Origin of the sequence: Mesorhizobium salmacidum (SeqCode) (genome assembly GCF_037179605.1) — a bacterium.
GTDB classification, from domain to species: Bacteria; Pseudomonadota; Alphaproteobacteria; order Rhizobiales; family Rhizobiaceae; genus Mesorhizobium; species Mesorhizobium salmacidum.
Window position 1 is genome coordinate 1 of sequence record NZ_JAPYKS010000039.1, and the last position, 14,746, is coordinate 14,746.

The window sequence follows — 14,746 nt, forward strand, 5'->3', positions numbered from 1 at the left end:
TGCCCATGGAAAACCAGCGCTATTTAGGGGTGGCCGGCCTGCCGCGAAAGTCACATTGCATTTCGTCCGGTATAACGGACACTTGCGCACGCATGCACCATGACAGACCGCTCTTGCAATCCGGTTACTGCAATCGTTCGTTTTTTTCGATTGCTTCGGCAAGAAAGCAGACTTGTCGACCAATGGCTAATGGTCGGCGCCGGCTGCCTTCTTCTTCGCCGCCGCGGCCGAAGCAAACCGTTCGCGCAACTCCTTCCCCTTACCGGGGATCGTCTTCTGGCGAGCCCGGCCGAAGGCCAGAGCGTCGTCGGGAACGCTTTCGGTGATGACACTGCCCGAGGCGATATAGCCGCCATTGCCGATGGTGACGGGTGCCACGAGCGAGGAATTGGAGCCGATGAAGGCACCCTCGCCGATGTCGGTGAAGAATTTCGAATAGCCATCGTAGTTGCAGGTGATGGTGCCGGCGCCGATATTGGCCCCAGCGCCGACGCGCGCGTCACCGATATAGGTCAGGTGGTTGACCTTGGCGCCCTCCTCGATAACGGCCTGCTTGACCTCGCAGAAATTGCCGACCTTGGCCTTGTTCCTGAGATCGGCGCCTGGCCGCAGCCGTGCGAATGGCCCGACATCGCAATTGGAGGCGATGGTGGCGCCTTCGATATGGCTGAAGGCGTGGATCTTGGCACCCGAGGCAACCATCACACCCGGTCCGAACCAGACATTGGGCTCGACGATCGTGTCGGCGCCGATTTCGGTATCGTGCGAGAAATAGACGGTTTCCGGCGCAATCAGCGTCACGCCCGACAGCATCGCCTCATGGCGCCGGCGCTGTTGCCAGATGGCTTCGGCTTGCGCCAGTTCGGCGCGGTTGTTGATGCCGAGCGCACTTTCGAAGCTGGCTTCGGTGGCAACGACATCGAGACCCTGTGCGCCGGCAATCTCGACGATGTCAGTGAGATAATACTCGCCCTTGGCGTTCTTGTTGTCGACGGCGTCGAGCAGTTTCAGCGCGTGCGCGCCGGCCACCGCCATCATGCCGGCGTTGCAGAAGCCGATTTTCCTCTCCTCTTCGGAGCAGTCTTTTTCCTCGCGGATGGCAATCAGCTTGCCGCCCTTTTCGATCAGCCGACCATAGCCGGTCGGATTGGGTGGGCGGAATCCGATCACCACGACGGCAGCACCTTCCGCCAACCTCAGCCGCGCCACCGTCAGGGTATCCGCATCGATCAGCGGCGTGTCGCCAAACATGACAAGAACATCGTCATAACCCTTTGATATCGCTGCGCGGGCAGCGATCACTGCATGCGCCGTACCCAAGCGCTTTTCCTGCACGAAGGTCTCAGCCTCAGGTGCGAACTTCGCCGCCGCCTTGCGCATCTCGTCGGAGCCATGACCGATCACCAGCGCCACGCCGGTCGCGCCAGCGGCTTCGGCCGCCTTGACCACATGGGAGACCATGGGCAACCCCGCGATCTGGTGGAGCACCTTCGGCAGTGCGCTCTTCATGCGCGTGCCTTCGCCGGCGGCGAGGATGACGGACAGGCAGGTTCTCTGGTTCATGGAAAGGCAACCATATGAAATGCGTTGGGAATCAAGACATGCTAACAGTGGCGCCATGCTGCACCAATGCGGTTAAATTCCGGTGAGATGGTAGAGCAGCTGACTCTTAATCAGCGGGTCCGCGGCTCAATCCCGTGACTCGCCCCACGCCGACAAGCCTCAGCCCAGCCGCCCCAACACCGGAAAATTCTCCAGCAGCCAGTAGGACACCGTCTGCACGCCGCCGGTAAGGAAGAACACGCCGGCGACCACCAGGAGCGCGCCGATCGCCTTCTCGACAAGGCCGAGGTGGACACGGAACTTGCCGAGGAAGCGCATGAAGGCGCCGGAGAACAGCGCGGCGATCAGGAACGGGATGCCGAGGCCCAGCGAATAGGCGGCGAGCAGCAGCGCGCCCTCGCCCACGGTTTCGCGGCCGCCGGCCAGCGTCAGGATCGGCCCCAGCACCGGGCCGATGCAGGGCGTCCAGCCGAAGGCGAAGGCAAGCCCCATGACATAGGCGGCGACGGCGCTGGCCGGCTTGCCCTGCGACTGGAAACGCGCTTCCCGCGACAACAGCGGAATGCGCAGGATGCCCAAAAAGTTCAGGCCCATCAGGATGATCAGCACGCCGGCGCCCATCGCCAGCGGCTCCTGCCAGACGCGCAGCAACCGGCCGATGGTCGACGCGCCGGCACCGAGCGCGACGAACACGGTCGAAAAACCGAGCACGAAGGCGATCGAGGAATAAAGCAGCGCACCGCGCGCGCCTTCGCGGGCCGTCGCGCCCGCATTGCCGCGAAAATCGTCGACCGACACGCCGGCCATGTAGCAGAGATAGGGCGGCACCAGCGGCAGCACGCATGGCGACAGGAACGAGATGGCCCCCGCCCCGACCGCGCTGACATAGCCGATATCCAATGCCATTCCAAAGCTCCGACTGTGTGGCGACGATATAGCTGCACGCGGGTTTGTCCGCCAATCACCATCGTGTGGCAAGTCATCGCGGGCCGGGGAAGAAAGCACATGCGCAGGGCGTTGACACAACGAGGCCGCGACTTTCCGCGCGCCTGCGAATAACAGCCACGGAGATTTCCATGAAAACGACAACCGCAGCGCTGGCCGCGCTTCTGCTCAGCACCACCGCCTCCTTTGCCGCAGAGGCGTGGAAGGAAGCCGATGTCGGCGGCACCAAGATTTATACCGATGCCAAAGGCATGACGCTTTACACCTATGACAAGGACGAGAAAGGCAAGACCAATTGCTACGACAAATGCGCCACCAACTGGCCGCCGCTGAAGGCCAAGGCCGGCGCCAAGGCCGGCGACGAATGGAGCGTTGTCGATCGCACCGACGGCACCAAGATGTGGGCCTATGACGGCAAGCCCGTCTACACCTTCATCAAGGACAAGAAGGCCGGCGACATGAGCGGTGATGGCGTCGCCGGTGTCTGGCACATCGTCAAGGCCGATTAGGCTTACCCCTGCTCCCTGCCTGCGGGCGGGCAAGCTGGTCGCCGCATTCCTCTGTTCAGCCGGCGGCCAGCATCGATCGACGGCAGGCGAGCGAACGGCTTTCCACGACTCGCCCGGAGTTTGAAGCGGGAGTTTCCGCCGACTCCCGACCGCCGTCGCCTTGACCGAAATTCTGTGATTTTCTCCATACACTCTAAGAGTGTATTGCTGCCGGGACCGCCGCAATTTGGCCCCTTCCCCTTGACCGGATGCAAAAGCGCGGCCATGTGAGCGACGAACAGAACCGAGATTTCGTCGCGCGCAGCGGAATTCTTCTGCCGCATCACAGCTGATATGAGACCTCATGGACGTCGTCGTCGTCGAATCGCCGGCCAAAGCGAAGACAATTAACAAATACCTGGGCAGGAACTACAAGGTTCTGGCCTCGTTCGGCCATGTCCGCGATTTGCCGGCCAAGGATGGCTCGGTGCGTCCGGATGAAGATTTCGCCATGTCCTGGGCGGTCGACACCGCGTCCGGCAAGCGTCTCGCCGACATCGCCAAGGCGGTCAAGGATGCCGACGGCCTGATCCTCGCCACCGACCCGGATCGCGAAGGCGAAGCGATCTCCTGGCACGTGCTGGAAGTCCTGAAGCAGAAGCGCGCGCTGAAGGACAAGCCAGTCAGCCGCGTCGTCTTCAACGCCATCACCAAATCGTCGGTGCTGGAGGCGATGGCCAATCCGCGCCAGATCGATGCGCCGCTGGTCGACGCCTATCTCGCCCGCCGGGCACTCGATTACCTCGTGGGCTTCACGCTGTCGCCGGTGCTGTGGCGCAAATTGCCGGGCGCCCGTTCGGCCGGCCGCGTCCAGTCCGTGGCGCTGCGCCTGGCCTGCGACCGCGAATCCGAAATCGAGCGCTTCATCCGCGAGGAATACTGGCAGATCGCTGCCATCCTCGGCACACCGCGCAACGAGACCTTCGAAGCCCGCCTGACCGCATTCGAGCGCAAGAAGCTGCAAAAGCTCGACATTTCCAATAAGGCGCAGGCCGACGACATCAAGGCGATGCTCGAGGGTGCTACCTTCAAGGCGCTGTCCGTCGAAGCCAAGCCGACCAAGCGCAACCCCGGCCCGCCCTTCACCACCTCGACGTTGCAGCAGGCAGCCTCGTCGGGTCTCGGCTTCTCGGCCACGCGCACCATGCAGGTGGCGCAGCGGCTCTATGAGGGCATGGAGATCGGCGGCGAAACCACCGGCCTGATCACCTATATGCGAACCGACGGCGTGCAGATGGCGCCCGAGGCGATCGACGCCGCTCGCGATGCGGTCGCAAAGGAATTCGGCCCGAAATACTTGCCGGAAAAGCCGCGCCAGTACACCACCAAGGCCAAGAACGCCCAGGAAGCGCACGAGGCAATCCGCCCGACGGATTTCATGCGCACCCCGGCGTCGGTCCGGCAATATCTCGATGCCGACCAGGCACGGCTCTATGAACTGATCTGGAAGCGCGCCATCGCCAGCCAGATGCAGTCGGCCGAGATCGAGCGCACCACTGTCGAGATCGAGGCGCTGAATGGCGCCCGCACGGCCGAGCTTCGCGCCGTTGGCTCGGTCGTCCGCTTCGACGGCTTCATAGCCGCCTATACCGACCAGAAGGACGACGACACGGAAGACGAGGAAAACCGCCGTCTGCCGGAAATCCGCGCCGGCGAGCAGCTCGCCCGCCGTGCGATCAATGCCACCCAGCACACGACCGAGCCGCCGCCGCGCTATTCCGAGGCGTCGCTGATCAAAAAGCTGGAAGAACTCGGCATCGGCCGTCCCTCGACCTACACGGCGATCCTGAAGACGCTCGAGGACCGCGACTATGTCACCATCGACAAGCGCCGGCTGGTGCCGCAGGCCAAGGGCCGCCTGCTGTCGGCCTTCCTCGAAAGCTTCTTCGAGCGCTATGTCGAGTACGACTTCACCGCATCGCTGGAGGAAAAGCTCGACGAGATCTCCGACGGCAAGCTCGCCTGGAAGGACGTGCTGCGCGATTTCTGGAAGGATTTTTCAGGCGCCGTCGCCGACATCAAGGAATTGCGCGTCACCGATGTGCTCGATGCGCTAAACGAGGAATTGGCGCCGCTGGTTTTCCCCGCCCGCGAGGACGGCTCCAATCCGCGCATCTGTCCGAAATGCGGCACCGGCAATCTTTCGCTGAAGCTCGGCAAGTTCGGCGCTTTCGTCGGCTGCTCGAACTATCCCGAATGCTCCTTCACCCGCCAGCTCGGCGACGCCGCCAATCCCAACGGGGAGAATGGCGGTGGCGAGGACGGCACCAAGATCCTCGGCAAGGATCCTTACACCGCGGAGGAAATCACGCTGCGCTCAGGCCGTTTCGGCCCCTATATCCAGCGCGGCGAGGGCAAGGAAGCCAAGCGCTCGAGCCTGCCCAAGGGCTGGACGCCTGAATCCATCGATCACGAAAAGGCGCTCGCCTTGCTGGGGCTGCCGCGCGACGTGGGCAAACATCCCGAATCCGGCAAGATGATCTCGGCGGGGCTCGGCCGCTATGGCCCGTTCGTGCTGCACGATGGCACCTACGCCAATCTGGACAGCATCGAGGACGTGTTCTCGATCGGCCTCAACCGCGCCGTCACCGTGATTGCCGAGAAGCAGTCCAAGGGCAAGGGCGGCCGCAACGGCGGCACGCCGGCAGCCCTGAAGGAGCTCGGCGACCATCCGGACGGCGGCGGCAAGATCGTCGTGCGCGACGGCAAATACGGACCTTACGTCAATTTCGGAAAGGTCAACGCCACGCTGCCCAAGGGCAAGGATCCGCAATCGGTGACCATCGAGGATGCGCTGGCGCTGATAGCCGAGAAGGAAGCCAAGGGCGGCGGCGGCAAGAAACCGTTCCGCAAGGCTGCGGCGGCCAAGGCCCCCACAACCAAGAAAACCACAACCAAGAAGGCAGCCGCCAAGAAGCCGGCCGCGAAGAAAAAAGGGTAGAACGCGTGGCGCGCAGGATCACCGGAAGAAGCCACGGCGATCCCCGCACCGCCGACACCCGGGCCAAGGTCAAGGACAACTACCGGCCCTCGCGTGACGAAATCCTGCGCTACATCGCCGAAAACCCGGATCGCGCCGGAAAGCGCGACATCGCCAAGGCGTTCGCACTGCGCGGCGATGACCGCGTCTGGCTGAAGGATCTCCTGCGCGATCTGCAGGACGAAGGCGTTCTGACCAAGGAGCGCAAGCGGCTGGCCCGGGTCGGCACCCTGCCCCATGTCGCCGTGCTCGACATCTTTGGCCGCGATGGCGAGGGTATCTTGCTGGCGCACCCGACCGAGGCGGTCGGCCGGGGCGAGCCTCCCGTGGTCTCGATCCGCGTTTCGCGTGGGGGCAGCGGACCAGCGCCAGGCATTGGCGACCGCGTGCTGGCCAAGACGTTTCCGACCGACGATCCGTCGGGGCCTGCCTATACCGGCCGGGTGATGAAGATCTTCGAGAAGCGCACGGATGCCGTCCTCGGGGTCTTCCGTGTGCTTCAGGACGGCAGCTTCCGCATCGAACCGGTGGAACGGCGCCAGCCTGAGCTGATCGTCGACAAGGAATTCCAGAACGGCGCCAAAAATGGCGATCTTGTCGAGGTCGAGCCCGCGCGCGCCTCCCGCTACGGGCTGCCGCGCGCCAAGGTGCTCAACGTGCTGGGTTCGCTGACCAGCGAAAAGGCGGTCTCGATGATCGCCATTCACGCGCACGACATTCCGCACATTTTTCCAGCCGATGTCATTGCCGAATCCGAGGCGGTGAAGCCGGCGACGCTTGCCCATCGCGAGGACTGGCGCGACCTGCCGCTGGTCACCATCGATCCGGCCGACGCCAAGGACCATGACGACGCGGTGTTCGCTACGCCTGACCTCGACGAGAAAAATCTCGGCGGCTTTATCGCCACCGTCGCGATCGCCGATGTCGCCGCCTATGTCCGCTACGGCACGGCTCTCGACCGCGAGGCCATGAAGCGCGGCAATTCGGTCTATTTCCCCGATCGCGTCGTGCCGATGCTGCCCGAGCGCATCTCCAACGATCTCTGCTCGCTGCGCGAGGGTCAGGATCGTCCGGCGCTGGCGGTACGCATGACCTTCTCCGCCGATGGCCGCAAGATCAGGCATTCCTTCCACCGCGTCATGATGAAGTCGGCGGCGAAGCTCGCCTACAGCCAAGCCCAGTCGGCGATCGACGGCGTGCCGGACGACAAGACCGGCCCGATCCTCGACACGGTGCTGAGGCCGCTGTGGGACGCCTACGCGATCCTCAAGCGCGGCCGCGACAGCCGCCAGCCGCTCGAGCTCGACCTGCCGGAGCGCAAGATCCTGCTCAAACCGGATGGCACGGTCGACCGTGTCATCGTGCCGGAGCGGCTCGACGCCCATAAGCTGATCGAAGAGTTCATGATCCAGGCCAACGTCGCCGCGGCCGAAACGCTGGAGGGCAAGAAGCAGGCGCTGGTCTACCGCATTCATGACGCGCCGTCGCTGGCCAAGCAGGAATCGCTGCGCGAATTCCTGCAGACGCTTAGCCTGTCATTGGCGCGTGGTGCGCAGATGCGGCCCAGCCAGTTCAACGGCATTCTGGAACGCGTACGCGGCGCCGACAACGAGGCGCTGGTCAACGAAGTGGTGCTGCGCTCGCAGAGCCAGGCCGAATATTCACCCAAGAATATCGGCCATTTCGGCCTCAACCTCAACCGCTACGCGCATTTCACCTCGCCGATCCGCAGGTATGCCGATCTGATCGTGCATCGCGGGCTTATTGCCGCGCTCGGCCTTGGTCCCGGAGGGCTGACGCAAGATGAGGAGGTTCGCCTCGAAGACGTTGCGGTGCTGATCTCCGGCACGGAACGGCGCGCAATGGCTGCCGAGCGCGACACAGTCGACCGGCTGATCTCCGCCTATCTCGCCGAGCGCATCAACGACCGCTTCGATGCCCGTATCTCCGGCGTCACCAAATCAGGACTTTTTGTCCAATTGCCGCAGTATGGCGCCGATGGTTTCATCCCTGTGTCAACTCTGGGCGGCGATTACTACATATACGACGAAACGGCTCGCTCCCTGTTCGGAGAACGCTCGGGTAAAGGCTACCAGCTCGCGGACCGTGTCGAGGTCCGGCTCGTCGAGGTGGCGCCGATGGCCGGAGCGATGCGCTTCGAGATGTTGACCGACCCAAAGCCCCTGCCAGGCTCCAGCAGGTCGTTTCACAAGGCCAAGGGCCGCGCCCGTGCGTCGCAATCGCGACCGGGGCCGCGCGGCAGGAGACGATGATGGAACAACAGGTTTTCGGCGGCGAACATCACTCGGGCCGGATTGCCCGCCCATTATGGACGGCGATGAAGCGGGGCCTCTTGGGCCGCTGCCCGAATTGCGGCGAAGGCAAGCTCTTCCGCGGCTTCACCAAGACCGTCGAAACCTGCAGCGTCTGCGGCGAGGAGATTCACCACCATCGCGCCGACGATTTGCCCGCCTATCTCGTCATCGTCATCGTCGGCCACATCGTGCTCGGCGCCTTCATGGGTGTAGAGGCGACCTCGACCTTGTCCACCTGGCAGCACATCCTCATCTGGGTGCCCTTGACCATCCTTCTGTCGGTCGCGTTGCTGCAGCCAGTCAAAGGCGCCGTCATCGGATTGCAATGGGCGTTCTATATGCACGGGTTTGGTGGCGAAAAGGGTGTGATCGAGCCGCATCCCGGGGCCTGAAATGTTGGCTGGCGCAACATGCCAATCGTTAGGGCTACTTTCGCATGCAAGAAGTTTCCGCTAGGTCCTGCGCATGGAAGCAATGACCAAGGCGGATGCCGACAAGCTCGACAAGGGTCTTGCCACGCATGGCGGCCGGCCCCTGCGTCCGCGTGACGCCGCGACGCTCATCCTGCTCGACCGCAAGGGCGACGACATCCTGGTGCTGATGGGACGCCGCCACGCCGCGCACGCCTTCATGCCCGGGAAATTCGTCTTCCCCGGCGGCCGCACCGACCCTGCCGACAGCCGCATCCCGACGGCGACCACACTTAACCAGCACGAAGAAGCCAAGCTGACCGCCGGCCCCGGCCGCACCAGCCACGCCCGCGCCCGTGCCATCGCTTTGTCGGCGGTCCGCGAGACCTACGAGGAAGCCGGGCTGCTGATCGGCCGCAAAGGCGCCTTTGCCACGACCAGGCGCGACTGGCAGGGTTTCGTCGAACATGGCGTCGCACCGTCGCTGGAGGCGTTGCGCTTCGTCGCGCGCGCCATCACGCCGCCGAACCGGGTGCGCCGCTTCGACACCCGCTTCTTCAGCGCCTGGCGTGGCGACGTCGCCGTCGAATTGGCCGAAGGCGGCCCGACCAACGAACTGGAGGAATTGGTCTGGCTGCCGCTCGCCAAGGCCAGGCAGGCTGATATACCCGACATCACCCGAATGATCCTGGATGAGCTCGAAAAGCGGCTCGCCAATGATCCACTGCTGCGTCCGGGCGGCCCTGTCCCCTTCTACAGGCTTGTCCGCAACCGCTTCACCCGCGAACTTCTCTAGAGCAATTCCAGGAAAAGTGACGCGGTTTTCCGTCCGGAATTGCGTAAGATCAAACAGACAGAGTATTCAGCATCTCATGACGGTCGATACCCAACCAAAGGGCGACGAACGCGTACACTGGCTGCCGATGGTGGCGGCGATTTCGTCGATCAGCGTCGTCGGCATTGCTATCGGCCTTGGCATGCCGCTGCTCAGCGTCATCCTGGAAACACGCGGCCATTCTGCCTCGATGATCGGCCTCAACACGGCCGTTGCCGGCCTGGCCTCGATCGCCGGGGCGCCACTGGCCACGCCGCTGGCCATGCGCTTCGGCGTCGCCTGGACGATGATCGCCATGATCGCCGCCGGCGCGCTGGCCTTCGTCGGTTTCCATTTCGCGCCTGATTTCTGGATGTGGTTCCCCCTGCGCATCGTGCTGCACATCGCGCTGACCGTGCTGTTCATCCTGTCCGAATTCTGGATCAGCACGTCGGCGCCGCCACACCGACGCGGCCTTGTGCTTGGCATCTATGCCACCGTCCTGTCGCTCGGTTTTGCCGCGGGGCCGTGGCTGTTCGCCCATCTCGGCAGTTCCGGCTTCAGGCCGTTCGGCGTCATCATCGCCCTGGTGACGCTGGCCGCGATACCGGTCCTGGCCGCGCGCAACGAAAGCCCCACCATCGTGGCCGACAGTGAAACCAGCCACTTCCTTCGCTACATCTGGCTGGTGCCGACCGCGACTTTCGCGGTGCTTGTGTTCGGCGCGGTCGAGACCGGCGGGTTCGCGCTGTTTCCGATCTATGGCAATCGCATCGGTTACTCCGAGGCCGATGCGGCGCTGCTGCTGACCATGATCGGGCTCGGCAACGTGCTGTTGCAGATCCCGATCGGCATGATCAGCGACCGCGTCACGGACCGGCGCTATCTGCTGCTCGCCTGCGCCACGGTCGGTCTCGCCGGCACGATGTTCATGCCGTTCTTTGCCGCGAACTGGCACCTGATGGCCGCGCTGCTTTTCGTCTGGGGCGGTGTCGTTGCCGCCATGTACACGATCGGCCTCGCCCATCTCGGTTCGCAGCTTTCCGGCCACGAACTGGCGTCGGCCAATGCCGCTTTCGTGCTTTGCTACGGCGTCGGCATGGTGCTAGGCCCGCAGGCGATCGGCATCGGCATGGACAGTTTCGGGCCCTCCGGTTTTGGCTGGTCGCTCGGCCTGTTCTTCGCCGCCTACATCGCCCTGGTCTGCTTCCGGCTCGTCCGCAAGATACTCCTGTAGAGCCCAACCCGGTCGTTTATCGGCACGGTGCAGCGGCAGGCTGCTGACAGAACCGTGTCAGCAGCCACCGGCTAAAAGGGTGTCCTAAAACACCCTGAACCGAGGACACTCCGATGATCGACAGCGGCTTTGAAACCACTTCGCTGCGAATGACGCTCCTGCTGCTCATTAGCTTCCAGGCTCCGGCTGCCGATGTCGACCGCATCATGGACGCGGTCGTTGCGATCGCACCGCTCGCCATGGGCAAGTATGACCGCAACGCCTACCAGTCGGCGCACGGCATCGAACGCTACAGGCCGCTTGAAGGGGCCGCGGCCGGCGCCGAAACCGAATTGCGCCGCCGCCCGGGCACGGTCGAGGTTTCATTCGAATTGCCCGATGACCAGGCGCTGGCGGCCCGCGTCGTCGAGGCGATTTTCCAGGCGCATTCCTATCAGGAGCCGGTGATCCGGATCCAGCCGATCCTTGCCAGCCGCTCCAAGGGTCTGGACGACCGCGCCAATCCGAATCGGTGGTGGAACACGACCGGAGACTGGAAGAAGGTTGCGGTCTCAGAGGTGGAAAACGCCTGATTATATGCATACAGTGCAGCTTGGGCGGGCCACATCAGGTCCGCCGGGCTTGACTTTCCAGGCACGTTCTTTATGTGTCGCGCCAAGTTTCCCGCGTCCGGGTGTTTTCCCCGTGCTCCAGCGGCCAAAACTCCACGAACATAACGGACTGAGATCATGGCCAAAGCCGCAAACATCAAGATCAAGCTTCTGTCGACCGCCGACACCGGTTTCTTCTACGTCACCAGCAAGAACAGCCGCACCAAGACCGACAAGCTGTCGTTCCGCAAGTACGACCCGGTCGCCAAGAAGCACGTCGAATTCAAGGAAACCAAGATCAAGTAATCTGGGTTTTTCCTCTGGAATGCCGAAACGCCGCCCATCGGGCGGCGTTTTTCGTTTACAAGGCGGAAGGCTCCGGGCTGAGTTCCCTCGGCTTGGATGAATTCATTCAGCCGATGCGATCGCCACTTTTCGGATCAAACAGATGCAGCGACGCGGGATCGGCCGCAAGCCGCACCATGTCGCCGGGCTTCACGCCGGTGCGGCCCATGGCAAAGACGCAAAGCTGCTGGCCGGCCAGTTTGACATAGAACTGCGTCGACAGGCCGAGCGGCTCCACCACGCCCACTTCGCCTTGCAGGGGGCCGTCATCGGCCAGCCGGATATGCTCGGGGCGCAGGCCGACGGTGATGACGTCGCCATCCCTGAGCGGCAGGCCGTCCGGTAGCCGAAGCTTCTGGCCATCGGACAACACGGCGTCCACCTTGCCGCCCTTCTTAACCGCCGCCGGCAGGAAATTCATCCCAGGCGACCCGATGAAGCCGGCGACGAACATATTGGCCGGCCGGTCATAGAGATCGAGCGGCGCGCCGACCTGCTGGATCAGCCCGTCATGCATGACGACGATGCGGTCGGCCATGGTCATCGCCTCGATCTGGTCGTGGGTGACGTAGACAGAAGTGGTCTTCAACTGCTGGTGCAGTGCCTTGATCTCGGCGCGCATGTGGACGCGCAGCTTGGCGTCGAGGTTCGACAGCGGCTCGTCGAAGAGAAAAACCTTGGGATCGCGCACGATGGCACGGCCCATGGCGACGCGCTGGCGCTGGCCGCCGGACAATTGCCTGGGCAAGCGTTGCAGGAACGTATCGAGCCCCAGCCGCTTGGCAGCACCATCGACGCGAGCATCGATCGCCGGCTTGTCGGCCTTTCGCAGCATCAGGCTGAAGCCCATGTTCTTCGATACGTCCATATGCGGATAGAGCGCATAGGACTGGAACACCATGGCGATGTCGCGGTCCTTGGGCGCCACGTCGTTGACCAGCCGCTCGCCGATGCGGATTTCGCCGCCGGAGGCTTCCTCGAGGCCGGCGATCATGCGCAAAAGCGTGGACTTGCCGCAGCCGGACGGTCCGACCAGCACAACGAACTCGCCATCGGCGATCTCAAGATCGACCGCGTGTAGGACGCGCACGGCGCCGTAGTCCTTACGAACCTTTTCGAGTGTAACAGAGGCCATCGATCTATCCTTTGACGGCGCCAGCGGTCAGGCCGGTGACGAGATAGCGTTGCAGGAAGGCGAAGAAGATGCAGACCGGGATCAGCGCCAGGATCGACGCCGCCATCATCTGCCCCCAGTCGACGGCGAACTTGCCGATAAAGGTAAGCAGGCCGACGGCGAAGGTTTTCTGGTCGTCGCTGGAAATCAGCATCAGCGCGAACAGAAGCTCGCTCCAGGCGGCGGTGAAGACGAAGCCCAGCGTCGCGCCCATGCCGGGCAGCGTCAGCGGCACGATCACCCGGCGCATCGCCTGCGCGCGGGTGCAGCCGTCGATCATCGCCGCTTCTTCCAGATCCTTCGGAATGCCGTCGAAGAAGGACTGCATCAGGAAGGTGGCGAAGGCGGTGTTGAAGGCGGTGTAGATGATGATCAGCCCGGTCAGGCTGTTGATCAGGCCGATCTGACCCATCACGCGGTAGATCGGCGGAATGACCATCACCAGCGGAAAGGTCTGGGTCAAAAGGAGCATCAGCGCCAGTGCAGCCTTGCCGCGAAAGGTGAAGCGCGACATGGCGTAGCCGGCGAGCGTGGCGATGACCGTGACCAGGGCCGCCGTCGACACCGAGACGATGACGCTGTTGAGGAAATAGCGTGGGAAGTCGGTGGCCCCGAGTACGGTGACGAAGTTCTGTAGCGTCATGTGCGACGGCCAGAATGTGATGCCTTCGGAATAGAGCAGCCGCTCCGGCGTGACCGAGATCTTCAGCGTCCAGTAGATCGGGAACAGAGCGAAGACCACATAGGCGGCGATCGCGGCGTACAGGCCGATGCCGCCGAAGAGGCGCTGCGGGGCTGAGCGTCCAGCGATCATCAGACGTGTCTCACAAGCGAGCGGCGGATGGCGATCAGCACGATCGCGTAGGCGATGAGCAGGACGAGCAACAGCACGGCCACAGCCGAGGCATAGCCCTTGTCCAACGACTTGAAGGCGCTGACATAGATGTAGACCGGAACCGTGTTGGTCGAGCCGGCCGGTCCGCCCTCGGTCATGACGAAGATCAGGTCGGCGAAGGTGGCGATCCAGATGGTGCGCAACATCACCGTGATGGCGATGGTCGGCGCCAGGAACGGCAGCGTGACCTTGGTGAAGCGCTGCCACGGCGAAGCGCCGTCGATCGCCGCCGCCTCATGCAGTTCCGAGGGGATAGACTTCAGCGCCGCCAGCAGCGTGATGGCGAAGAACGGAATGCCGAACCAGACATTGGCGATGATCGGCCCCCACATGGCGGTTGAGGGATCGGAGAGAACGTTGGTCGGTTCGGCTTTCAGCCCCAAGGCGAACAGCCAGTGTGGCAGCGGACCAACGATCGGGTTGAACAGCCAGGCCCAGGTCAGGCCCGACAGGAAGGATGGCACCGCCCAGGGCAGGAAGACCAGCGCCTGCACCGCCTTGCGGCCCCGAAACGGCTTGTCGAGCAGCAGCGCCAGGCCGAGACCGAGGAAGAACTGGAAGAACAGGCTGGTCACCGTCCACCACAGCGTGTTGATCAGCGCCTGGCCCAGCACCTGATCCGACAGCATCGCCTGGTACTGCCCGAGCCCGACATATTCGGATTTGAAGGCCGAGAATTTGCGGAAGGAGTAGCTGATGCCGATGACCAGCGGCACGAGCAGCACTACGATCAGCAGGATGATCGCCGGGCTGAGATAGAGCCAGGGCTCGATCGTCGCGTAGGAGAGCCGCCTATTTCGCGGCCGCCCTGCGGATCGAATTTCGGATACGGCATAGGTCATTGGCTGTGGACGTCCTCTGGGGGCACGGCGTTGGCGACAAGCGTCCTTCTCCCTGTTTTACGGGGAGAAGATGCCGGTCCACCCTCCG

Annotated in this window: 13 protein-coding genes; 8 read left to right on the forward strand and 5 right to left on the reverse strand. The window is 63.4% G+C overall.

Annotated features, from left to right (window positions below; genetic code table 11):
* Positions 1-186: 186 nt before the first annotated feature.
* Both glmU and O7A60_RS29275 read right to left on the reverse strand, forming a co-directional pair.
* Positions 187-1,563 (reverse strand): bifunctional UDP-N-acetylglucosamine diphosphorylase/glucosamine-1-phosphate N-acetyltransferase GlmU, encoded by a 1,377-nt coding sequence (glmU, locus tag O7A60_RS29270; RefSeq protein WP_337109174.1) that lies wholly within the window; start codon positions 1,561-1,563, stop codon positions 187-189.
* A 159-nt stretch (positions 1,564-1,722) separates the two neighbouring features.
* The gene (locus tag O7A60_RS29275; protein WP_140503606.1) at positions 1,723-2,469 is read right to left on the reverse strand and encodes a cytochrome c biogenesis CcdA family protein; all 747 of its coding nucleotides are present in this window, start codon (positions 2,467-2,469) and stop codon (positions 1,723-1,725) included.
* 170 nt (positions 2,470-2,639) lie between these two features.
* Between O7A60_RS29275 and O7A60_RS29280 the strand changes: the two genes are divergently transcribed.
* From O7A60_RS29280 to rpmG, 8 genes are all read left to right on the forward strand, one after another.
* Positions 2,640-3,017, forward strand: coding sequence for a COG4315 family predicted lipoprotein (locus tag O7A60_RS29280; protein WP_337109175.1), 378 nt, complete (start codon positions 2,640-2,642; stop codon positions 3,015-3,017).
* A gap of 343 nt (positions 3,018-3,360) precedes the next feature.
* Positions 3,361-5,997: a type I DNA topoisomerase gene (gene topA, locus O7A60_RS29285; RefSeq protein WP_337109176.1), complete on the forward strand. Its 2,637-nt coding sequence runs from the start codon at positions 3,361-3,363 to the stop codon at positions 5,995-5,997.
* Positions 5,998-6,002: 5 nt separating this feature from the next.
* Complete coding sequence (gene rnr / locus O7A60_RS29290) at positions 6,003-8,309, forward strand: ribonuclease R (protein WP_337109177.1); 2,307 nt, start codon at positions 6,003-6,005, stop codon at positions 8,307-8,309.
* Positions 8,309-8,743 (forward strand): DUF983 domain-containing protein, encoded by a 435-nt coding sequence (locus O7A60_RS29295; RefSeq protein ID WP_337109178.1) that lies wholly within the window; start codon positions 8,309-8,311, stop codon positions 8,741-8,743. The genes rnr and O7A60_RS29295 overlap by 1 nt, the downstream gene beginning before the upstream one ends.
* 73 nt (positions 8,744-8,816) lie before the next feature.
* A complete protein-coding gene (locus O7A60_RS29300) occupies positions 8,817-9,557 on the forward strand; it encodes an NUDIX hydrolase (RefSeq protein ID WP_337109179.1) in 741 nt (246 codons plus the stop codon).
* Between the two features lie 76 nt (positions 9,558-9,633).
* Positions 9,634-10,812: an MFS transporter gene (locus tag O7A60_RS29305; protein WP_337109180.1), complete on the forward strand. Its 1,179-nt coding sequence runs from the start codon at positions 9,634-9,636 to the stop codon at positions 10,810-10,812.
* A gap of 113 nt (positions 10,813-10,925) precedes the next feature.
* On the forward strand, positions 10,926-11,384 hold the full coding sequence (locus tag O7A60_RS29310; protein WP_337109181.1) for a YqfO family protein: 459 nt from the start codon (positions 10,926-10,928) through the stop codon (positions 11,382-11,384).
* 156 nt (positions 11,385-11,540) lie between these two features.
* The gene (gene rpmG / locus O7A60_RS29315) at positions 11,541-11,708 is read left to right on the forward strand and encodes a 50S ribosomal protein L33 (protein WP_006201775.1); all 168 of its coding nucleotides are present in this window, start codon (positions 11,541-11,543) and stop codon (positions 11,706-11,708) included.
* 106 nt (positions 11,709-11,814) lie between these two features.
* Here the strand turns inward: rpmG and O7A60_RS29320 are convergent, their stop codons facing one another.
* From O7A60_RS29320 to O7A60_RS29330, 3 genes are read right to left on the reverse strand one after another with little or no spacing between them, the layout of a single operon-like run.
* Entirely contained in the window at positions 11,815-12,882 is a 1,068-nt protein-coding gene (locus O7A60_RS29320; protein WP_337109182.1) for an ABC transporter ATP-binding protein, read from the reverse strand.
* Positions 12,883-12,886: 4 nt separating this feature from the next.
* Entirely contained in the window at positions 12,887-13,735 is an 849-nt protein-coding gene (locus O7A60_RS29325) for a carbohydrate ABC transporter permease (RefSeq protein ID WP_337109183.1), read from the reverse strand.
* Entirely contained in the window at positions 13,735-14,658 is a 924-nt protein-coding gene (locus tag O7A60_RS29330; protein ID WP_337109184.1) for a carbohydrate ABC transporter permease, read from the reverse strand. The genes O7A60_RS29325 and O7A60_RS29330 overlap by 1 nt, the downstream gene beginning before the upstream one ends.
* Positions 14,659-14,746 lie beyond the last annotated feature (88 nt).